This is a genomic window from Neobacillus sp. DY30 (assembly GCF_030123065.1).
Classification (GTDB): Bacteria; Bacillota; Bacilli; order Bacillales; family Cytobacillaceae; genus Neobacillus.
Genome location: NZ_CP126093.1, coordinates 489,111 through 511,781, shown reverse-complemented (window position 1 = coordinate 511,781; position 22,671 = coordinate 489,111). Strand labels below are relative to the sequence as shown.

At 38.5% G+C, this 22,671-nt stretch carries 18 protein-coding genes and 1 riboswitch; of the genes, 5 read left to right on the top strand and 13 right to left on the bottom strand.

What is annotated here, in order from left to right:
* Positions 1-25: 25 nt before the first annotated feature.
* A complete protein-coding gene (gene cysK / locus QNH29_RS02445) occupies positions 26-949 on the bottom strand; it encodes a cysteine synthase A (protein ID WP_283863279.1) in 924 nt (307 codons plus the stop codon).
* 405 nt (positions 950-1,354) lie between these two features.
* Here cysK and QNH29_RS02440 point away from each other — a divergent pair, with 405 nt between their 5' ends.
* Positions 1,355-2,866, top strand: a complete 1,512-nt coding sequence (locus QNH29_RS02440; protein WP_283863278.1) for a DHA2 family efflux MFS transporter permease subunit — start codon at positions 1,355-1,357, stop codon at positions 2,864-2,866.
* Between the two features lie 83 nt (positions 2,867-2,949).
* On the opposite strand, the gene rbsB is transcribed toward QNH29_RS02440, so the two are convergent.
* Genes rbsB through QNH29_RS02410 form a run of 6 tightly spaced genes read right to left on the bottom strand, consistent with a single transcriptional unit; the run spans position 2,950 to position 8,610 of the window.
* Complete coding sequence (rbsB, locus tag QNH29_RS02435; protein WP_283863277.1) at positions 2,950-3,870, bottom strand: ribose ABC transporter substrate-binding protein RbsB; 921 nt, start codon at positions 3,868-3,870, stop codon at positions 2,950-2,952.
* 17 nt (positions 3,871-3,887) lie between these two features.
* Entirely contained in the window at positions 3,888-4,811 is a 924-nt protein-coding gene (rbsC, locus tag QNH29_RS02430; protein ID WP_283865516.1) for a ribose ABC transporter permease RbsC, read from the bottom strand.
* Positions 4,812-4,854: 43 nt separating this feature from the next.
* On the bottom strand, positions 4,855-6,336 hold the full coding sequence (locus QNH29_RS02425; RefSeq protein ID WP_283863276.1) for a sugar ABC transporter ATP-binding protein: 1,482 nt from the start codon (positions 6,334-6,336) through the stop codon (positions 4,855-4,857).
* Between the two features lie 17 nt (positions 6,337-6,353).
* The gene (rbsD, locus tag QNH29_RS02420; RefSeq protein WP_283863275.1) at positions 6,354-6,749 is read right to left on the bottom strand and encodes a D-ribose pyranase; all 396 of its coding nucleotides are present in this window, start codon (positions 6,747-6,749) and stop codon (positions 6,354-6,356) included.
* Positions 6,750-6,752: 3 nt separating this feature from the next.
* Entirely contained in the window at positions 6,753-7,631 is an 879-nt protein-coding gene (gene rbsK / locus QNH29_RS02415) for a ribokinase (RefSeq protein ID WP_283863274.1), read from the bottom strand.
* A complete protein-coding gene (locus tag QNH29_RS02410; RefSeq protein ID WP_283863273.1) occupies positions 7,624-8,610 on the bottom strand; it encodes a LacI family DNA-binding transcriptional regulator in 987 nt (328 codons plus the stop codon). The genes rbsK and QNH29_RS02410 overlap by 8 nt, the downstream gene beginning before the upstream one ends.
* A 343-nt stretch (positions 8,611-8,953) precedes the next feature.
* Positions 8,954-9,060: riboswitch (SAM riboswitch) on the top strand.
* A 146-nt stretch (positions 9,061-9,206) separates the two neighbouring features.
* Between QNH29_RS02410 and psiE the strand changes: the two genes are divergently transcribed.
* The gene (gene psiE, locus QNH29_RS02405) at positions 9,207-9,635 is read left to right on the top strand and encodes a phosphate-starvation-inducible protein PsiE (protein ID WP_283863272.1); all 429 of its coding nucleotides are present in this window, start codon (positions 9,207-9,209) and stop codon (positions 9,633-9,635) included.
* 80 nt (positions 9,636-9,715) lie between these two features.
* Here psiE and QNH29_RS02400 read toward each other — a convergent pair whose 3' ends face one another.
* The 3 genes from QNH29_RS02400 to QNH29_RS02390 form a co-directional block, all read right to left on the bottom strand.
* Positions 9,716-10,504 carry a transposase gene (locus QNH29_RS02400; RefSeq protein ID WP_283863271.1) on the bottom strand — a complete coding sequence of 263 codons (789 nt, stop codon included), beginning with the start codon at positions 10,502-10,504 and terminating at the stop codon, positions 9,716-9,718.
* Between the two features lie 185 nt (positions 10,505-10,689).
* Positions 10,690-11,016: a hypothetical protein gene (locus QNH29_RS02395; RefSeq protein WP_283863270.1), complete on the bottom strand. Its 327-nt coding sequence runs from the start codon at positions 11,014-11,016 to the stop codon at positions 10,690-10,692.
* 515 nt (positions 11,017-11,531) lie between these two features.
* Positions 11,532-12,965: an alanine/glycine:cation symporter family protein gene (locus tag QNH29_RS02390; protein ID WP_283863269.1), complete on the bottom strand. Its 1,434-nt coding sequence runs from the start codon at positions 12,963-12,965 to the stop codon at positions 11,532-11,534.
* Positions 12,966-13,261: 296 nt separating this feature from the next.
* Here QNH29_RS02390 and QNH29_RS02385 point away from each other — a divergent pair, with 296 nt between their 5' ends.
* Positions 13,262-14,815, top strand: a complete 1,554-nt coding sequence (locus QNH29_RS02385) for an ABC-F family ATP-binding cassette domain-containing protein (RefSeq protein WP_283863268.1) — start codon at positions 13,262-13,264, stop codon at positions 14,813-14,815.
* A gap of 131 nt (positions 14,816-14,946) precedes the next feature.
* On the opposite strand, the gene QNH29_RS02380 is transcribed toward QNH29_RS02385, so the two are convergent.
* Both QNH29_RS02380 and QNH29_RS02375 read right to left on the bottom strand, forming a co-directional pair.
* Positions 14,947-19,287, bottom strand: a complete 4,341-nt coding sequence (locus QNH29_RS02380; RefSeq protein WP_283863267.1) for a pullulanase X25 domain-containing protein — start codon at positions 19,285-19,287, stop codon at positions 14,947-14,949.
* 221 nt (positions 19,288-19,508) lie between these two features.
* Entirely contained in the window at positions 19,509-20,537 is a 1,029-nt protein-coding gene (locus QNH29_RS02375) for a LacI family DNA-binding transcriptional regulator (protein ID WP_283865515.1), read from the bottom strand.
* A gap of 303 nt (positions 20,538-20,840) precedes the next feature.
* Here QNH29_RS02375 and pssA point away from each other — a divergent pair, with 303 nt between their 5' ends.
* A complete protein-coding gene (gene pssA / locus QNH29_RS02370) occupies positions 20,841-21,524 on the top strand; it encodes a CDP-diacylglycerol--serine O-phosphatidyltransferase (protein ID WP_283863266.1) in 684 nt (227 codons plus the stop codon).
* A 184-nt stretch (positions 21,525-21,708) separates the two neighbouring features.
* The gene (locus tag QNH29_RS02365) at positions 21,709-22,182 is read left to right on the top strand and encodes a DUF2062 domain-containing protein (protein WP_283863265.1); all 474 of its coding nucleotides are present in this window, start codon (positions 21,709-21,711) and stop codon (positions 22,180-22,182) included.
* Between the two features lie 174 nt (positions 22,183-22,356).
* On the opposite strand, the gene QNH29_RS02360 is transcribed toward QNH29_RS02365, so the two are convergent.
* Complete coding sequence (locus tag QNH29_RS02360; RefSeq protein WP_283863264.1) at positions 22,357-22,473, bottom strand: hypothetical protein; 117 nt, start codon at positions 22,471-22,473, stop codon at positions 22,357-22,359.
* Positions 22,474-22,671 lie beyond the last annotated feature (198 nt).

The window sequence follows — 22,671 nt, the reverse complement described above, 5'->3', positions numbered from 1 at the left end:
TATTGGTATTTGTAAATCTGTTGTATCAACCCGGAAATAGATCAGAAGACAGATAACGTTCTCCCGTATCTGGAGCTAAGCAAAGTACTCTTGCTGAAGTTGGCAATTTTTTTGCTGCCTCCACAGCAAAATAAGCTGATGAGGCTCCTGAAGCCCCTACAAAGATTCCTTCTTCAGCAGCAAGTCTGCGGGCCATCACTTGGGCATCTTCATCCTTAATGAGCAATATTTCATCATAAATAGTCCGATTTAAAATGGCAGGAATAAAACCAGGTCCAGTTCCTGGAATTTTATGCGGTCCAGGCTCCCCACCCGATAGTACCGGGGATCCAAACGGCTCTACTACATAAATCTTCAAGTCTGGAATCTTCTTTTTAAGCTCTTCCCCTACCCCTGTTACTGTTCCTCCTGTTCCTGCAGTTAACACAAGGGCGTCTAATTTTCCTTCAAAGGCCTCTAGAATTTCCACCGCAGTGGTATCGCGATGTGCATCTGCGTTTGCAGTATTCTCAAACTGCATAGGAATGAAACTATTAGAAATCGATTCAGCCAATGTGTTTGCTTTTTCAATCGCTCCCTGCATTCTCAAATTGGCAGGAGTTAAATGAACTTCCGCTCCATAGGCTTTTAAAATCTTCACACGTTCAAGCGTTGCGTTATCAGGCATTGTAATAATACAATGATACCCTTTTACTGCACATACCATCGCAATTCCAATCCCTGTATTACCAGAAGTCGGCTCGATAACGGTACTCTTTCCAGGAATTAATTTACCTTCTTTTTCTGCACGTTCAATCATATTGATGGACGCACGGTCTTTTACACTTCCTCCTGGGTTAAAAGATTCCAACTTTATGTAAACTTCCGCGCCAGTAGAGTCAGGTAATTTATTTAATTTTACAATTGGAGTATTCCCAATTAAATCAAGTACTGAACTGTATAGCTTCATTGTCCTTCCACCTTTCTAATCATTCAAAAATAATCCCCCTTAATGGGGGATAACCTATCCATTTAAAACTTTTTCTTTTACTTATTGTAGGCTATTTTATTATACATTCTTTTAAAAAAACAACCATCTAATTGGAATTTCCGAACCTTATTACTCCACATGTGTTTTCTTATTTCTAATTGAATGTTTCTCCAGATACAATTTATAAAGCAATAACAGTCAACTATATGCTAAAATCAAGCAGTTTTGGAGAATGTTTTTTATTATGGGGGAGCTTAAAATAGAACGTAACCAATGTTAGCGCTTTCTCAACAGAATGAGAGTTTTGTATGGCAGCCCGAGATTGCATGATCCCTTCCAAATTTACAATTGAAGAGAGTCTTTTATACACTAAGGAGAGATACCATGGATAAATCGCTAAAAAAGACTCCTCGTCCACCGTACGGAATTCTTGCAGTTCTTATGGTCGGCACATTTATTACATTTTTAAATAATACATTACTAAATATCGCACTGCCTTCGATCATGGTGGACTTAGATATTGATACGGCAACCGTTCAATGGTTAACGACGGTCTTTATGTTAGTGAACGGAGTCTTAATTCCAACAACGGCATTCTTATTTCAAAAGTTTTCAGTCCGGCAGCTATTTTTGGCAGCAATGGGTGTATTTGCTTTTGGGACGATTATTGCCGGCAGTACTGATTTCTTTTCCATATTATTAATTGGACGGATTCTTCAAGCTTCTGGAGCAGCAATCATGATGCCGGTATTAATGAATGTTATGCTAGTAAGCTTTCCGATTGAAAAGCGCGGAGCAGCGATGGGAGTATTTGGTTTAATTATCATGTTCGCTCCAGCAATAGGTCCTACTTTATCAGGCTGGATTATTGAACACTATCACTGGAGAATGCTTTTCCACTTTATCACGCCTATCGCTATTGTCGTTATTTTGATTGGCTTTTTCACGCTCAAAGACAAAAAGGATAAATCCGATATTAAACTTGATATATTTTCGCTTTTACTATCAAGCATTGGTTTTGGCGGTATCCTATTTGGTTTTAGTTTTGCCGGCAGTAAAGGCTGGACCAGTGCGCTAGTTTATATGCCGCTGATTATAGGAGTTATCTCGTTAATATGGTTTATCTTACGGCAAACAAAACAGGAATTTCCGATGCTTAATTTTAGAGTATTTAAACATCCAATGTTTTCGCTTTCTGCAGCAATTACCATTGTGCTCAATATGGCAATGTTTTCCGGTTTTTTACTTCTGCCTATTTATGTCCAAACAATACGTGGTATATCGCCATTGGACACAGGATTATTACTGCTTCCTGGAGCACTATTGATGGCCATTATGTCACCGATTATAGGAAGATTATTCGATAAGTTTGGGGGGCGGATGTTAGCAATAATCGGCCTGATGATCACAACGATGACAACTTATTATTTCAGCAAATTAACTTTTACAACACCCTACAATTACTTAGTGATTTTACACGTTGTAAGGATGTTTGGCATATCAATGGTGATGATGCCCGTTTCAACAAATGGGTTAAATCAATTGCCTGCGAGTCTCTATCCACACGGTACGGCCATGAATAATACCATAAATCAAGTATCTGGCGCCATTGGTACCGCCTTGTTGGTCACAGCTATGTCCAATTATTCGAAATCCTACACCGCTCAATTAACAGAAGCCGCTTTAAAAACTACACCGGCAGCAGGGATGGCTGAAATCCAGGAGCAGATAGCCATGAAAGCTATGCTCGAAGGAATCAATTATACGTTCTTTTTGTCAACCATAATTGCTTGTTTCGCCTTGCTTCTATCGTTTTTTATCAAACGGGCAATACGATCAGGAGATCAAATAGAAGGAGAACCTTCTAAAAATAGGATTACACGTAAATTGGCATAGAATCCGACTCCCGAATGCAAGAAAAAGTCCCAAGTGTGATGAGAAATCACTTGGGACTTTTCCAGTTCAATGTATCAATTATATTAATTATCTTTCGTTACTAATTTCAATGGAGCCGCTATTGTTTTCTCAACCTTTTTCCCTTGCAAAACATCTCGTGCAGCATCTACAGAGAGCTTACCAATTAACTCTGGCTGCTGAGCAACGGTCGCTTCCATGGCTCCTGATTTAATTGCATTAAGCGCATCGTCATTTCCATCGAATCCAATGACCATAATATCCTTACCAGAGCTATTAATTGCCTCAATAGCCCCCAATGCCATTTCATCATTATGAGCAAATACAGCTTTAATATCAGGATTAGCCTGCAGAAGATTTTCCATTACGGTTAATCCCTTTGTACGGTCAAAATCAGCTGCTTGTTTAGCCGTTACATTCAATTTTTGGTCTGCTACGTTATGAAATCCTTGACCTCGTTCACGAGTAGCCGATGCCCCAGGAACTCCCTCTAATTCAATCACTTGTGTATTTGCACCAAGCTTTTCAATAATATAATTTGCAGCCATTTCCCCGCCTTTTATATTATCTGAAGCCACTAATGCTTCTACTTTCCCTTTATCTGCTGAACGATCCAGCGTCACTACCGGTATGCCAATATTATTTGCTGATTGAACAGCCGTTGAAATGGCAGCGGAATCAGTTGGATTAATAAGTAAAGCATCTACACCTTGCTGAATTAAATCCTCTACATCATTCACTTGTTTTGCCGAGTCATTTTGTGCATCTACAATAATTACTTCCATACCCAATGCTTCTACTTCTTTCACAACTCCATCTTTTAAAGAAACAAAAAACGGGTTATTTAATGTAGAAACGGATAAGCCAATTTTAATATCTTCTAAACTTTCTTTTTTATCCGGTTTTGCCCACCCAGGAGGCTGCATGGAACAAGCACTTAGGAGCAAAATTGTTAGTGATAGACATATAGCTATTAATTTTTTCATGTTAATCTCTCCTTATGCTACTTTTTACGGTCAAGTAATACTGCAATTAAGATAACAATCCCTTTGACCACCATTTGGTAAAAAGATGATACTCCAAGAAGATTCAAGCCGTTATTTAAGGTACCTATAATTAACGCACCAATCAGTGTCCCAAAGATTCTTCCTTTTCCCCCTGAAAGGCTTGTCCCTCCTAATACAACTGCAGCGATTGCATCAAGTTCATATGAAGTACCTGCAGTAGGCTGAGCTGAATTTAAACGAGATGTTAAAATCGCCCCTGCTAACGCCGCAAGCATGCCTGAAAGACTATAAATCATGATCTTTACCTTTGGTACTTTAATCCCTGAAATTAATGCTGCTTTTTCATTGCCGCCAATCGCATATGTTTTACGGCCGAATGGAGTTTTATGAAGAAGAATGAATAAAACAACAAATGTAAGAATCATCGTAACAGCTGGTACAGGTATTCCTAGAAAATAACCACGTCCAAATAACTGAAACAGATAATTATCACCAAGACCAGTAATCGGGTTTCCACCAGTATAAACGAGTGTTAATCCTCTAAAAATTGTCATGGTTGCTAGAGTTGCAATAAACGGAGCCATTTTACCCTTAGTAATGAACAATCCGTTTACCGTTCCCATCAACCCGCCTAGAATCACTCCAATTAAGATCGCGAGAATCGGGTCGATGCCAGATACCATCATCCCTGCTGTCAACGCACTCGATAACGCAAGAATAGCCCCAACGGATAAATCTATACCTCCTGTTAAAATTACAAACGTCATACCAAATGCAATAAGTGCATTAATCGCAACTTGTCTTAGTAAATTTAATATATTCAAAGGTTCGAGAAAACTAGGATTTAATATGGATACAATCACAACCAATATAATCAAACCAAGTAATGGCCCTAACTTTTGGGTGATGGCATTCATCATATTTGTCTTGCCGGGTTTTGTCACTGCATTAATGGAATTCATCTCACTGACCTCCTGTTGCCATTGTCATAATTTTTTCTTGGGTAGCATCGCTTTGCAATATTTCACCATTTACTTTTCCTTCATGAACGACGAGAATTCGATCACTCATTCCCAGGACCTCAGGCAATTCGGAAGATACCATAATGATTGCTACACCCCGATCTGTTAATTCATTCATTAATTCATAAATTTCTCTCTTCGCCCCAACATCTACTCCTCTAGTTGGTTCATCCAAAATCAGTAATTTTGGACCTATTCCGACCCACTTGGCAATGACCACTTTTTGCTGATTTCCCCCTGATAGCTTTCCAACGGCAATATCGGGCGATTCCGTTTTTACTGTCAAGCGTTTGATTAGCATAGTAACAAAATCTGTCTCACTTTTTTCATTGATGATTCCTTTAGGTGCGAAGCTATAGAGGGTGGGCAAAACCATATTTTCTCTTATTGAGAAATCCAGGATTAATCCCTCATCTTTGCGATCCTCTGTAATAAATCCGATTCCTGCCTTGACAGCCTGTTCAGGTGTTTTGATTGTCACTTTCTTTCCTTTCAACCAAATTTCACCGCCATCGAATGAATCAAGGCCAAAGATTGCCCTCATGATTTCTGTTCTGCCGGCTCCCATCAGGCCTGACACCCCGACAATTTCACCAGCACGAACAGAAAAATTCACATTTTCAAAATGTCCCTTTTTTGTTAAGCCTTTTACCTGAAGAACGGTTTCTCCTGGGTTCGGATTCCGTTTAGGAAAACGGTCTGTTAATTCCCTGCCAACCATTTTCCTGACAACTTCATCGAAATTGGTTTCAGGAATCGCCTTTGTATCAACGGTTTTCCCATCACGCATGACGGTAATTCTGTCACAGATGGCAAAAATCTCCTCCATCCGGTGAGAAATATAGACAATCGATACACCAGCTTTTTTTAATGAAGAAATAACATCAAAAAGTTTGCTGATTTCCCTCTCAGTCAGTGCAGCAGTTGGTTCATCCATAATGATCACTTTTGCTTCTGTCATTAAAGCTTTAGCAATCTCAATCATTTGCTGCTCTCCGACAGAACAACTTCCGGCTTCTTTATCTAACGGAATCGATACTGCTAATCTATCAAACTGTTTTTTTGCCAACGCTTTCATTTCAGCTGTTTTTAAAAGCCCAAAAGAATTTTTTAGTTCCTTGCCAATAAATAAGTTTTCTAAAACCGTCATATCAGGCCATATATTCAATTCCTGATGAATAAAGGTAATTCCGCTTTGCTCCGCTTCTTTCGGGTTCTTAAAATAAGTTTCTTTCCCATCAATTATGATGGTTCCTGAATCACGAGCATGAAGTCCAGTAAGTACATTCATCATCGTTGATTTCCCTGCACCATTTTCCCCCATTAGTGCATGTACTTCGCCATCTAATAAATCAAAATCAACACCTGTTAAAACTTGATTGCTCCCAAATGCTTTGTGTATATTTTTCATCGTAATCCGCATGTTTATCACCTCATCCTTTAGAAAAATACGCCAGATTGTAAAATACAGTTTGCATATGGAGTAATTTCACCTGTACGAATTACTGCTTTAGCCTGTTTTGTTAATTGTTTAAACTCCTCATGGGATACCTGTTCTATTTCCTTATCAGCGAATTTCTCTTTTAAATAGTCAGCATGTTTAGGATTTCCTTCTTCTATTTCAGAGGCAATCATTACTTTTTCAATAACCATATCCTCTTCAACAGCATTCACTACATCTATAAATGAGGGCATGCCCGTTTTGACTGCTAAATCAATCTTTTTAACTCCCTCTGGAATGGGCAAACCAGCGTCTGCTATCACAATATAATCGGTATGACCAAAATCAGCTAATACCTTAGATATATGGCTGTTTAATATTCCATAACGTTTCATTTTCTATAAACTCCCTTCGACTTCTTCTCTTGTTGGCATACCACCCTGTGCCCCAAATTTTGTTACAGACAATGACGCAGCTCGGTTAGCAAAACGAATGCTATCTTTTATGCTTTTTCCCTCAGCTACGGCAACTGCAAATGCTGCATTAAAAGTATCTCCAGCACCAGTTGTGTCGACTGCCTCCACAACGTAAGCCGGGACAAGTACCTCATTCTTACCATCAAAATAACGGACTCCGTTTTTACCTTCTGTAATCAATAATTTATTTGGAAACTCTTTTAAAGCTTCATGGATATCCTTGTTTTCAAAAAGAACAGAAGCTTCCCATTCATTTGGTGTAATATAAGCGGCCTTTTCAATCACAGTTTTGCTAATAGGTCTGGCTGGTGCCGGATTTAGTAATAAGGGCACATTGTTTGTAAAACAAATTTCCGTTACGTATTCCACTGTTTCCTCAGGAATTTCCTGCTGGATTAATACGATATCTGATTCAAGTATTACGTCCAATGCTTTTTCAACAAGATCTGGCGTGACATAATTATTAGCACCTTTCACCACAATAATGCTGTTATCGCCCTCGGCAAGGGTAATATGTGCTGTTCCGGTCTCCGAATGTGTAACCGGTTTCACATAGGTTGTAATAACACCATTTGAAATGAAATTGTTAACTATTTCTTCACCAAATCCATCATTTCCCACACATCCCACCATGTACACTTCAGCACCAAGCCTGGCAGCTGCGACAGCCTGGTTAGCTCCTTTGCCGCCAGGGACTGTCTTAAAGCTCTCCCCCATAATCGTTTCTCCTTTGTTTGGCCGCTTTAAAGCGGTTACAACCAAATCCATTGAGGAACTGCCAATTATCGTCATTTTAACCATTTTTCTCAACCTTTCTTGTCGTCTGCCTCTCTATAAATGAAACAGGCAAACGGATATTCTTTTGTTCTAACGGTTGTTTTTCAATAATTTTTATTAATAATTTTGCTGCTTCCCTTCCCATATCGTAGGCAGGCTGTCTAATAGTGGATAGCGGCGGAAATAGCAGCTTACTAAGTGGTATATCATCATACCCGATTATTTGTAAGTCGTCTGGAATAGATCTTCCTAATCGCAGTGCCTCATGTAATATGGCGGCTGCACTAAGATCGTTGCTGGCAATGACTCCATCTGTTTCTGGAAAATTTTCAAATAATGTTTTCGCTACTTTTTCTGCATCATGAAAACTAAACGACGACCTAATAACTTGGAAATCCACGTTAGCATTACATAGCTCTTCCACAGCACCTTTGAATCTGTCTTGTGCTGTCCTTACTTCAATAGGACCTCGAAGTAAGGCAATTCGCTTACTTCCCCTTTTAATTATTTCACGTGCTGCTCTTCTTCCCCCATCCAATCCATCTGCATAAACGGAAGGATGATTATTTGTGATACGATCTAGAAATACGACAGGAATAGATAAGTTTTCATAAAGTTCTGTTTCAGCTTGATTTGTTGACGAGATAATTCCTATCACATTATTTTGTTTAAACGTTTGTATATAGTCTATTTCTTTTTCAGGTTTCTCATCAGCATTTCCAATAATTAAATGGAGTCCTTGTTCTTGTATTTCATCCTCTACTCCGCGAGCCAGCTCAGGAAAGAAGGGATTTCGGATATCGGGCAGCAATAATCCAATTAATCTAGACTTTTTCTTAAAAAGAGATCTTGCCACTTCATTTGGTTTATAGTTTAATTCTTTAATGGCATCGTTCACTAGCTTCCTAGTATCTTCATGTGAATAACCTTTATTATTTAATACTCTCGAAACGGTCGCCACAGATACTCCAGCTTTTTTTGCAACATCACGTATTGTAACCATTTATTCACCTCTTGTGTGTAACCGGTTACACATATAGTAGCATACTACTATTTCGAATGCAAGAGGGACATAGGGACAGGTTCCTTGCCCCGGGGGGAAGACCGAGGATACATAGGGACAGGTACCCTGCCCCTATGTATCCCTATGTAAATTACCGCTCCTCTATTTCCACTCTTTTTGTAACACGCTCGATTACACCTTTGAACGCGTTTTGTTTGAAAGGCCGGACAATGATCAAGTGGAACGGCGGATGAAGATGTCCTGTAATTATTTCTGAAATATCTAAATAAACAAAAGATATTGACAACTAACTTGTCAGTTGTTAAATTTAATAAAAAAATATTTCTTATCCAGAGAGGTGGAGGGACTGGCCCAAAGAAACCTCAGCAACAGGTCTGACAATGACACTGTGCTAATTCCTGCGGGTGATGATACCTTGATAGATAAGTTCTTACTTTTTTATTTGTCAGTGACGCACTCATTTTTAGAGTGCGTTTTTGTTTTACTGAATGAAAAAAAATCATGAAAGGAGTAAATGGTAACCGAATATTTCAAAAAGGAAGTTGTATTTTGAATTGAGAGGTAGGTATGTATATATGTTTAGTAAAAAAAACGACATGAATACACTTTTGTGCTTGATTCCAAGGGTTCTACAATTATTTTTGAATTTGTCCCTCGTATGTTTAGGTATTATTTTATCCATTTTACTTATTAAGGAAATAATCATCTTCATTCAGATTTTGCTTGAGAACGGTAAAAATGACTATAAACTTTTCCTGGCCAATATCCTAATTTTCTTTTTATATTTTGAGTTTATTTCAATGATTGTAAAATACTTCAAAGAAGAATACCATTTCCCGATTCGTTATTTCATCTATATTGGTATAACCGCAATGGTACGAGTCATTATTGTCGACCATGAACATCCAATCAACTCCCTATTTTATGCGTTAATCATATTAATTCTAATCATTGGGTACTTCATCATTAATTTTACCCCTCGTGAAAGGCCTGATAAAAAATAGAGGGAGGGACATAGGGACAGGTTCCTTGCCCTGGGGGGAAGACATAGGGACAGGTTCCCCTGCCCCTACTATCCCTATGTTCATTGCCGCTCCTCTATTTTCACTCTTTTTGTAACACGCTCGATTACACCTTTGGAAATCCCTGTTATTCTAGATAACTGTCGGATTGATACACCCCGCTGCTGTATGACTCTCGTTAATACAGCATTTCTATCTTCCCTTTCCATTTGTTGTAGGTCGCTAATGTTTTTTATTCCTTGATGAATGAGAAAATCCTTCACTTTTTCGTCTGTCAATCTAACTCTTTCCTGATGCTCCAAAAATTGATCGTTGTTCAATTGATTCATAAATTCGGAAAATCGACGTATAGCCGTCTTTCGATTGTTTGAAAACAGATTTAACGCTATATCAATATCTACCATCAATCTCCCATTGATATATTCATTAAGGCTTGTCCATTGACTGTGAAAGACGTTTTGTGCCAATCCTGCCTTTAGAGGATTTTGATGAATATAACGAAGGCACCTCAAAAAAGATGTTTGAGTATCAATCCCTTCGCTCTTAAATCTTTCCTGGAACAGATGCCCAGCTCGTTCATATTTTAAATTATACCAATACACATAACTTGAACTAATCCTCTTAATCGTTTGCGATATACTTTCCTCTGTTTCCTTTACCAATAAATGTATATGATTATCCATCAAACAGTACCCATAAAGATGAAATCTACAAATCTCTTTATATTTTTTGATAGTCTCCAAGAATCTACTTTTATCCTCTTCTTGCTCAAAAATCGTTTGTTTATTAATTCCTCTTAACATGATGTGATAGATACCGGTACAACTCTTTTTTCTTGCCTTTCTTGGCAAATTTGAATCACCTCAATATTACATATGGTTTCTTTTGTTTTCGGGAAATGGGATACAAAATGAATATTGAAATAGGAAGAAAAGACATGTGGTTAACAAAATATAATACCTCGGGGTCTCCTTACTTATTGCAGATAATACCATTCCTAGCTAGGACATGAACCTGTCCCTATGTCTACCTATGTCTAGCCAAAATAAACTCTCACATTCTCTTCTTTTTGTGCTGTTTCTAAACAGTTTATTATAAAATTCTTGATTTGCTTTTCATCATAATCTATGAATTCACTATTTGATTTTGAATCATCATTATATAATTTCTTGTAGTCATTCAAAGCCTTTTCAATTTGTTGTTTTGAAAAGGTAGAACTGCCGCCAGATCCACTTACTCCTGCATAGTACTCTGATGCATCAAGTAAACTGTACAGTATGGTTGCATTATAATTCCCCATGCTAAAACGTGCATAAGCAATTTCTTCTCCTGCTTTATTAAATCCTGATATATCATGACCCATTTGATTATTCTCCTTTAAAAGTTATTTTCAAACTAGAAATGAATACTTCTCGTTAGGTAGGTTAAATGATAATAAGTAGTTTACATTGCTTATCACTCCTTTCAATTATTTATTAAGTTATATTCATTGAAACTTTAAGGACGGTAATAGAGAAATGTAGAAGAATGTGAAGATTCAATAAAGAGGGTTGTTGGATAATTAATAGTTGTTAAAATTATTAAGGATTTTCGAAATCATTTGTTCAAAGGGAAAAAGAGGGATAAAAAAGCCGGAATATAGAAGTTATTAAAAGGATTGGCTCGTTTCCACTTACGGCCTCCTATTAGAAAAATAATATCACATTGCATTTCAAATAAATTTAGTCTTTTCTAAAGATTTTCTACAATTATGTGAACAATTATTTGGCATACAAAAGGCAACTTCCCAGAGGGTTAGTTGCCATCCTTAGTATGAATGGTGCCAAACACTCCACATACGTGGACTGAAATTAAAAGGACGAGACACGGAACCTGTCCCTATGCCTTCTTTTCCCAGAACTCAGCGCCGTCGATTCCGAGTTTGGCAGGTTTAAATACTGGGTCTTTGTTTGCTTTTCTCTGTCTTGTATAGTCTTTCAATACTTTGAGTGCAGGTTTGGCAAGCAGCAGGATTACGGTAAGGTTTATCCATGCCATTGTCCCCATTCCTAGATCGCCCATTGCCCAGACAACATCCGCTGTTCGAATACTCCCATAGAATGAAGCAACTAACAAAGTGACCTTCAATAAATGGTTGGGCCAATCGAATTTTACTTTCTTATTGCCTATTAAAAACGCAAGGTTTGTTTCCGCCTTATAGTAATAGGATAATAGAGTAGTAAAACAGAAAAAGAACAAGGAAACGGCCATAAATGCTATTCCAAATGACGGTAATGCAGATTCCACAGCAAGCTGAGCGTAAGCAGAGGGTTCTACATCTCCGAGTCTATCGGTAATAGGAGCTTTTCCTTCCGGCTGCACGTCATACATTCCTGTAATCAGGATCATAAAGGCTGTTGCCGGGCAAATAATCAAAGTATCGATGTAAACAGAAAATGCCTGGACTAAACCCTGTTTTGCGGGATGAGATACTTCTGCTGCACCCGCTTCAAATGTTTCACTTCCTATACCAGCTCCACTTGAGTATACCCCTCTTTGTACACCCCAAGCTATGGCAGAACCCATTAACCCTCCAAAAGTTGAGTTTAAATTAAAAGCACTAGTGAAAATGAGAGAAACTACATTAGGCAGCACTGAGAAATTCATGCTGAGGATAATAATACAAACTAGTATATAGCCAACAGCCATAAATGGAACGATGACCTCGGCCGTTTTAGCAATCCTCTTTACACCGCCAAAAATAATAAAGCCAAGCAGTACGACAATAACCATTCCAGTTACTTCAGGTGACATTCCAAAGGCATTATTCATCGTTAACGCTACTGTATTCGCCTGAACACCTGGCCATAAGTATCCCATAACTATTAATGTTACAACGGCTGCCATGACCGCAAACCATTTTAACTTCAATCCTTTTAATATGTAAAAAGGGGTCCCCCCTCGATACTTTCCGTTTATTTTACTTTTGTAGACTTGAGAAAGAGTGGTTTCAACAAAAGAGGTAGCACTTCCTAAAATGGCCGCTATCCACATCCAGAAAACGGCACCAGGTCCACCGAATGCAATGGCGGTAGCCACTCCCGCCACATTTCCAGTGCCAATCCTGCTGCCCAGTGACATCGTAAGGGACTGAAAAGAACTAACACCTGCCTTTGAACCTCCACCTTGAAATGTCAGCTTCAACATGTCCTTAATATATCTAATCTGAACGAATCGTGTGAGAATTGTGAAAAGCAATCCTAAACCTAAAAATGTATAGACCAATACAGAACTCCAAACATACCCATTCAACCAATTTACTAGTTCTTCCATAAAAAACTCCCTTTATTTGTTGTTTACACTTCGGGTGTACCCGAAAAACTCCTTAACAAAACCTAAAAACAATGCATATCCTGAAGTTCAGCATAAAATTGCACACATCTAGGTTACAGTTATTCCCATTGAATAACTCATATCATGCCTCCAGGTTTGGTTGTATAATAGACTCTGATGGCCAAGGACGGGACATGGAACCTGTCCCTATGTCCTTCAAAAACTTCAAGATAGAAAAAGCAGTCTAAATCTAGTAAGATATCCACATGTGAGACATTATAGAAGGGGTTAAAAAAATGAGCGTATTAAACGTAAAAAATTTAAGCCACGGTTTCGGTGATCGTGCGATTTTTAATAATGTGTCTTTTCGCCTTTTAAAAGGAGAACACGTTGGACTAGTTGGGGCAAATGGTGAGGGTAAGTCTACTTTCATGAATATTGTGACTGGGAAGCTGCAGCCCGACGAAGGGAAAGTGGAGTGGTCACGAAAAGTTCGTGTTGGTTATTTAGATCAGCATGCTGTCCTTCAAAAAGGTACAACGATGCGTGACGCTTTGAGTACTGCTTTTCAATATCTTTTTGATGCGGAAGCAGAAATCAATGAACTTTATGCAAAAATGGGTGATGAAGGTGCAGATATTGATGCACTGCTTGCAGAAGTTGGAGAGCTACAAGAAACGTTAGATAGTAATGATTTCTATCAAATTAATTCAAAAGTTGAGGAAGTTGCTCGTGGTCTAGGATTAGATGATGTTGGACTCGATCGAGATGTAGATGATCTTAGCGGCGGGCAGCGGACGAAAGTTTTGCTAGCAAAGCTGTTGCTAGAAAAGCCCGAAATCCTATTACTAGATGAGCCTACGAACTATTTGGATGAACAGCATATCGAATGGTTGAAGCGCTACCTGCAGGAATATGAGAATGCTTTTATTTTGATTTCCCATGATATTCCATTCTTGAACAATGTTGTTAACTTGATCTATCACATGGAAAACCAAGAGTTGAATCGCTATGTTGGTGACTATGATAACTTCTTAAACATATATGAAATGAAGAAGCAGCAGCTAGAGTCTGCTTACAAGCGCCAGCAGCAAGAAATTGCTGATTTGAAGGATTTCGTTGCTCGAAATAAGGCAAGTGTTGCGACTCGTAATATGGCGATGTCTCGTCAAAAGAAGCTCGACAAAATGGAAGTTATCGAATTGGGGAAAGAGAAGCCGAAACCAGAGTTTAACTTCAAAGAAGCTCGTGCGGCTAGTCGTTATATTTTCACGGCTGAAGACCTAGTTATTGGTTACAACGAACCACTTTCTCGACCTCTAAATTTGAAAATGGAACGCGGACAAAAAATTGCATTCGTGGGTGCAAACGGTATTGGTAAGTCTACTCTTTTAAAAAGTATTCTTGGGCTAATTGATCCAATTTCGGGTAAAGTGGAACGCGGTGAGTATCAACACATTGGTTACTTCGAGCAGGAAGTTAAACAGTCTAACTACAACACCTGTATTGAAGAGATTTGGAGCGAATTTCCAAGTATGAATCAGGCTGAAGTCCGTGCTGCTCTTGCAAAATGCGGATTAACGACGAAACATATTGAAAGTAAAGTGGAAGTCCTTTCGGGCGGCGAAAAAGCTAAAGTTCGTTTGTGCAAAATTATTAACACACCAACGAATTTATTAATTCTAGACGAACCTACCAACCACTTGGATGTGGACGCAAAAGAAGAATTGAAGCGTGCATTAAAGGCATATCGCGGAAGTATCTTGATGGTATCCCACGAACCTGATTTCTATCGTGAAATTGCGACGGATATTTGGAATTGTGAGGATTGGACAACGAAAGTGTTTTAAATAAAGATTAAGGGGTACCCAATGATAAAATCTACTTGGTACCCCTTTTTATTAATCATCCAAAATTTTTAAAACTAAAGTTAGAATGAGCTTTTGTCTATTAACTATTAATTCTGCAACAGCTCTTTTCATTAATTTTTTAAAATCGTCATTTGAATGGTTTTCGTAGCTTTGCCAATGGCACCGCCATCATTTTTAAAGATGGTTGATTTGTTCTCTGTTGATGGCTCAATATGGATGGTTATTTTGTTTTCACCTTGATTTAACTTAATATTTTTGGAAAAGGTCATGTCGTCATTGACGGTTACGGCTTCTCCATTAATGGTAAGGACACCTTTTTTAATTGCGTTCCCCTGAATGGTGATGCTGTCCGATGTGACACTTTGTCCATCCGTATGAGAAGTCACAACTACAGGCATATCAATCCATCGGAGGATTTTATCTTGAACAACCATTTGGTTACCGCCTTGATTTGTTACGATAATCGAAAGGTCGGTTCCAGTTGCCCCGTAACCATAGTAGCTTACATCATCATCATTTGTGTTCGATGGAGTGTGGTCTGCTAAACCTTCTTGCTCCCAAGAGCCATTTTTGACGTATTTGTAAGTAAGCACTTCACCTTCCTGTGCTTCTATTGTATACTCATAATCATTTGTCACGGCTCCTCCGCGTGTCATATTCCATGCCCCAGTATTCCAGCCGTTTTTCGATCCTGGCATTGTAATGTTGACTCCCTGTGGAGTGTACGCTGGTGCGTTGACTTTAAAGGTTACCTTAACGGTTATAAGTTCTGGCGTTACCGTAACAGAGTTTGATTTTACGATATTACCAGCCTGATCATACAAGTCAACTTCATAGGTATACGACTTTCCGTTTGTTATATTGATATCTTTGTAAGATTGCTTTGTTGGCTCAAAAAACTGATCGATGATAGCACCATCGCGGACAATCGCTATCATATAGGGATCGTTCGTTCCTTCCACCTTCCATGAAAGATTGACCTGTCCCGATTCCTGCGCTGGCTGTTCCAATGTTATTTTATCCGCCGGAGCAATCGTATCTTCCCCTTTTGCAAAACTTACATCCTGCGTTTCACTCGTCACCCAGTTACGTCCAAGGTCAGTTGAAAAAGCAAATCGATATTCATAGTTTCCTTCTTTTAATGGCAGGAAACTTCCACTAAAGGCATTTAAGGTTTCCTGTTGATTGATATAGGAAGCCTTATAGGTAGTCCAGTTTTCATTACCAGGTTGTTTTACTTCGAGCTTCGCCTGTAAGCCTTCCATCTGACCTGCTTCTGTTTCACCTTTTACAAAGATATTCGCTGTGACCGTCTGCGGCTTCGAAAGGTCAATGATGCCCGTTTCAAGTGTTGTTACTTTAGTAATTTGGTAGGTGTTATCAGTTAACTCAACATGTGGAATAACGGCATTCTTTGTTACTGTTTTGTCAGAAGAATTCCCGTTTTTATCAAGCGCAGCAACGGCAAAATAATAATTGCGGCCATTTTCTAAACCATCGATGGTTACCGTATTTGCGGACGTTTCCTTTACTTTTTTATAAAATGCTCCAGAAATTGTTGTTTGATAAATGGCATACTTTGCTGAATCACCTTCCCACTTTAAAGTGGCCGAGCGGCTCCCTTCTTCAATGGTTAATCCCGTGACGGCAGCCGGACGTTTCAGATTTTGTCCCTTCTCAGACACAAGCATGCGCCCGCTCATGGCTGGGATCGTGACAGTAAGCTTTCCGTCCTTTGTTACCACTGTGTACTTGTTATCAAGCTGATCGGTAAATTTCACACCATTGATTAATAAATCTTCAATATCAAGTGCAACCGTCTTTTCTTCATTGCCCCTGTTTGTTAATACGACAGCGAAGTTCTTTTTGTCTGAACGGGAGAAAGCAAGCACATCGCCTTTTGCATAAAGATGGTTTATATCACCGTAACTGAAAAGGTCATGATAGGTGTTTCTTACTTTTCCAATCGTTTGATAATGTTTTACCAGATCGGTGTCCTCGTTACCCCAAGGATAAGTTCTGCGGTCATCAGGATCCTTCGACCCTGTAACACCGGCTTCATCGCCGTAATAAACAGTCGGCGCACCAGCATAACCCATTTGCAGGATCGCAGCAAGCTTTAGGCGCTGTAATCCGAGTTGATGATTGTAATTTTTATCGTACTCCGCACGTTCAAAGGAGTCGGTTCCATTACCTAAAATAAATGCTGCGCGAGGAGTGTCGTGAGAGCCCATTAAGTTCATAAGGGAGTAAAATGCTTCTTTCGGATAATCTTCGTATACCGCATTCAACTGATTTTCTGCCCCTTCGGCATTTCCATTTTTCAGGTAATCGATAAGAGCACCGCGGAATCGGTAATTCATTACGGAATCATATAAGTCGCCAAGGAAATATTCAGAAGCATCATCCCAGATTTCACCTAGAATCAGCGGTTCATCCTTCTTCCCTGTCTTAAGCTCATTACGGAATTCGCGCCAAAATTCTGGATCGACCTCGTTCGCAACATCTAAACGCCAGCCTGTTGCACCCCGCTGCAGCCAAGTTTTAGCAACAGAATCGTCATCGTACATCATATAGTTAGCAAACTGCTTATTATTTAACTCTGATGGATAGTCCACCACTTCTCCAGGAATCGATTTGATTTCTGGCAATGAATCAAATCCCCACCATGCCTGATATTTATAAACACCATCCACCTTCACATTTTCAATGTTAAACCAGTTGTGGAAACCGTATGGGCTAAAGGTTTGTCCTTCTGCCTTTAATTTTTCTTCTACTTGTTTCTTTGCCTCTTCTTCTGTAACTCCTTTATTGACAAGATCATAAACCCCTGACCAGTATTCGTAAGCACCAACCGTTTGATATTTTCCATACCGGTCAAAGTAGATGGAATCGTCACCAACATGGTTAAATACTCCGTCTAAAATTAAATGCATTTTCCGCTTTTTTAACTCTTTCGTAAAAGCCTTAAATTCTTCTGGAGAGCCGAACATTGGATCAATTTCTTTGTAGTCTGTCGCATCGTACTTATGGTTCGATGCTGCATAAGCAATTGGGTTTAGATAAAGTGTGTTGACCCCTAAAGATTGAATGTAATCGAGTTTCTTTTGAATGCCGGAAATGTCACCTCCGAAGAAATCGTTGGACCAAATTTCATCTCCATGATAGCCTTCGGAAGCAGCTTCACGAGGATTATCCGGAAGCCCGCTCCACTCTTGATGTTCGATTGGCTCTTCGCCGCGTGCTGTATCCTTGGCATCGTCATTTTTTTTATTTCCATTGAAAAAGCGATCCGGAAAAATCTGATATACGACCGCTTCTTTCATCCAATCTGGCGTTTTGTACGCTGGATCAAAAACCGTTAATTGGAATAGAGAAGCATTTGCATCAGAAGTTGTCCCTTTTCCACCTTCATTAATATCTTCACCGTATTCCTTCTGAGATTCTCCGTCACGTGCAATAAATTTATATCCATAAACGCCCTTTTCTTTCGGCTTTATATCAGCTTCCCAAAACTCTACTGTTGCAGCATTTAGCTCAATCCATCCGGCATATTCCATTTCCACCATGATGGTATTACCAGTGTTGTAGTTTTTTAGCTGAACCTTTGCGGAGGCTAAATCGCCTTTCTTCGCTTGGAGTCGAAGCTTGACCGTATCCCCTGCCTTTACTGCCCCAAATGGTGACCTGTAAGCTGGATCCCAAGTGTCGTGAAACAGCTTATCTCCTTGAACATTACCATCTGGCAAACCAGGATCATAATCGGTGTACACTTCCTTTGAATCATGGTTATAAAAGAATGTAACCATCGTGTCTTTTACTACATTCAGAACAATGTTATTGGCTGGATACGCTGGAGCAGACCAATTGTCCCCAAGCACAATCTTAAATTCATGCTTTCCTTTCGGCACTTGTGCTGAATAGGTGTAAATGTTGTCAAGGTCTTCATCCTTTAACATCGCAGTTGATTCACCTGGCGCCCATTCTCCACCAGCGTTCAGCTCCGGTTGAATGTCTCCCACAATCCTTGGTTTCTGGTCGTCTGGCAGCTCTACAGGAATAGAAACTTTATGGGTACCATCATCATAAATAAACGTGACTTGTTTTTCCTGGTCAAGAGATAATTTGTAATTGTCGCCCCCAGGAACACCATTTACTCCATAGTTTTCATCCCATGACCCATTAATCGCAATTTTATATTCATAGTTGCCTGCAGGAAGCGTGCCTGTTAATTTGTACTTTCCATTTTCCTGAAGGGCCATTCTTGTTGAGGTATCAGCAGGATTCCATTCACCTGCTCCGCCAAGTTCATCCTGTAGATTCCCTACTAGTGTTACCACACGTTCTGCCGCGTTTGATTCAATTGGATTAATAAACCCAAGAGCAATCGTTTGCGCAAATAAAATAAAAAGAGTTATGAAACTTATAATTTTCCTCGATCTACCCTTCATGCATTCTACTCCCTTTTATATTATTTTTGAGCAAGCGTTTGCACAAATTTGCAAACGCTTTCTTAAAATGTATTATCTCATTATCTGTATTTTCTAAAGAATAGGAAATTTATACTCATTAACAGGTTTGGTTATAGGTCTTTATGCTTGTTTTTGATAAAAATAAGCAATTTTACTTAAAATACAAAAGCCCCTATAAAAATTAGGGGCTTTCGTGGATTCTACTTATTTTTCAAATGGGAGCATGATGATCTTTCAATTAATTTATAGGGAATGATAATGCGCTTTATTGGTTCATTACTGTTTTCAATCTTTTGAATCAAGTTCTTTGATGCTTGAAAGCCGAGATCAAATATATTGATGTCAACAGATGTTAACGGGGGCTTCACCATTTCTGAAAGAAGTACATTATTAAAGCTGACAATGGAAATATCCTCTGGAACGCTGATTCCTAACTCATCTAGTGTATTCAAGACACCTAAAGCCATAAAGTCGTCAACTACCACGAGGGCAGTAGGCGGATTTTCTAGTGACATGAGCTCTTTAACAGCTTCTTGACCACCTTCACGTAAAAATTCTTCATGAATAATATATTCATTTTTCAATTCAATACCAGCATTTCGTAATGCCCGTTCATAACCAAGTAGCCGCTCTACCGTTACTACAAGCTCAAGACATCCACCGATAAAAGCAATTTGATGATGGCCCTGCATGATTAAATGTTCGGTAGCTTCTTGCGTGGCACGAAAATTATCGTTATCAACATGAGTAATTTCTTCTATATTTTTATAAGGTTTACCAATAAGGACAAATGGAAAATTTCTCTTTAGTAAATAGGAGATAATTTTATCCTCCACCTTAGATTTTAGTAGAATCATCCCATCTACTCTTCTTCCCTGGACCATTGCAACCACTGCTTCAAGTGTTTCCTTTTCTGTTTTTCCAGTTGTCATATGCAAAGCGTATTTTTTTTCATGAGCCCCTTCACTAATTCCTTGTAATACGGTTGGGAAAAAGGGATTCTGAAATACGACATCTCCTGAACTTGGCATGACAAGCCCAATGGTTTGTGTCGATTGGCTGGCTAGACTTCTTGCATTTAAGTTTGGATGGTACCCAAGCTCTCCCATTGCTGCATTTACATTACGCTTTGTTGCTTCACTTATTCGAGGACTATTGGCAATTACTCTTGAGACTGTTGATGGAGCAACATTCGCAAGCTTTGCAACATCCTTAATTGTAACCGCTATGTCTAACACCCCTCTCGTAGGGAGTTTTATGGAATTCTCATAAACCATTATATAATGGTAATAACCGAATCGGAAATTGTGAGCACTCTCGCGCAAAGAATTAGCCTTTGGTACCGCCTGCAGTTAAACCAGATACAAAATAACGCTGGAATGACCAGAAAGAATCGCACATATAAAAATAAGCTCTTCTAGACACAACCTCTGTTAGTTGATAGAATTAAACGATTCAGGATGAATTTTCAAAAATCAATTGTGCAATAAAAACTGCTTAGAATTATAAATATAATTAGTAGGTGATTGGATTTGCGTTTTTCGAAAAGTATCCCAAATATTTTAACTTTAGGTAATTTGTATTGTGGGTTTCTTTCAATAGGATTTGCTGCAAATAGTCATTTTAAAAACGCAGCGATCTTGATCATAATTGGAATGATGCTTGACAGTATGGACGGCAGGTTAGCTAGAATTTTAAAAGCTGATAGTACTTTAGGAAAAGAGTTAGATTCATTAGCTGACATTGTTACATTCGGAGTCGCTCCATCTTTTCTAATATATTATACTTATTTTTATCAATTTGGATTACTTGGATTCGCTGTTTCTGGTTTGTTCCCGTTGTTTGGTGCTTTTCGATTAGCAAGATTTAATATAAGCACTAATAAAACATCTCAAAATTATTTTATTGGTGTACCCATTACTGCAGCGGGTGGTATTTTAGCATTACTAACTTTGTTTGGTAATTCCATTCCGAATATTATTACAACAGTTATCTTTACGGCGCTTTGCTTTTTAATGGTCAGCAAGATTAGAATACCTAGCTTAAAAGATGTTCCATTACCTAAGTACGGCACCATTGTTACTATTTTTTTAGGATGTTTATTATTTCTGATATATAAAGGAACATACGGAAGGTTTCCTTATCTAATATATATTGCAGCACCTACTTATATCATCTATTTATTTTATCAATTTGTAAAAAGGATAAAGAAATAGGTAATATATTTTTTGCGTGTTTTTTTCGGAATCCCATTCCACTCTAGCGCCCAATGGCTTCACTATTAAAGTGAAGGGGCTCAGTACCTTGAGAATTTTTGAGTAGAAATTTGTGAATATCAGTAAAGTTATAGATGTGATACAGTGATTTTGCTGAGGTATTCGGAAGGGATGTAAAAAATAGATGAAAATAACACGTAGAATTAAATATAATCTAGTGCGTCTATTTCGACTGAAATCAAGTCCACATCAGGTAGCATTAGGTCTAACTATGGGACTTATTCCAAGCTGGATTCCTACGTTCGGGCTGGGTCCCGTCCTTTCTGTTGGTTTGGCAAAGCTAGTAAGGGCGAATACAGTTTCAGCCATTGTAGGTGGTATTATCGGAACTCCTATTTGGCCATTACTTTTCCTATTAAATTATAAGGTTGGAAGCTTTATATTGGATAGGAAAACTATGTTTGATAAACTTGAAGAAGTCGAATATATAAATGCTATTTATCATACATTTGCAGGGATAGTTGGACTCCATTCAAGTGGATTCCTATTTGTAACAGGGGCAGTGATAAATATACTGATTTCCTCAATTCTAATTTACTTGATTGTGTACTTCATATTTAAGAAGTACCGGGTAAAGATTTTAAATAAAATTAGATAAAAATGTCTAGTCATTGAATAAATACCACTCTAAAACCTTTTCCCAAAATCGCTATCTCCAATTTAAGGTGGGCAGGCCATGATAAACGTTATTCAGGTATTGAGGGAGAAGAATCTTTTATATCGTCATTTGCATTTTTGACCGCAGGAATATAAATTACCTCCGGGAATGCGTTTAAAAAATGTTATCCAGTGTTGAGTCGTTGGAACCGAATTTACATAAGGCTTCTAACACCGTACTCTTACTACAATTATTTGGACCAATAATAATTGAAATGTTTTCTATATCCAAGCTAAGTTCTTTAATGCCTTTAAAATTTCTTATTGTTAGTTTTGTTAATTTTATATCTTCTCCTCCTCTGCATTATTTTACCATTTATTACAAAAAACTACATAATATTGCAATTTTTATTTCGTGCCGTTGCTCCTTTATAAAATAAATATTGATTCTTCTCTTTCCTTTAGTAATTAATAAAAAACAAAAAAACTC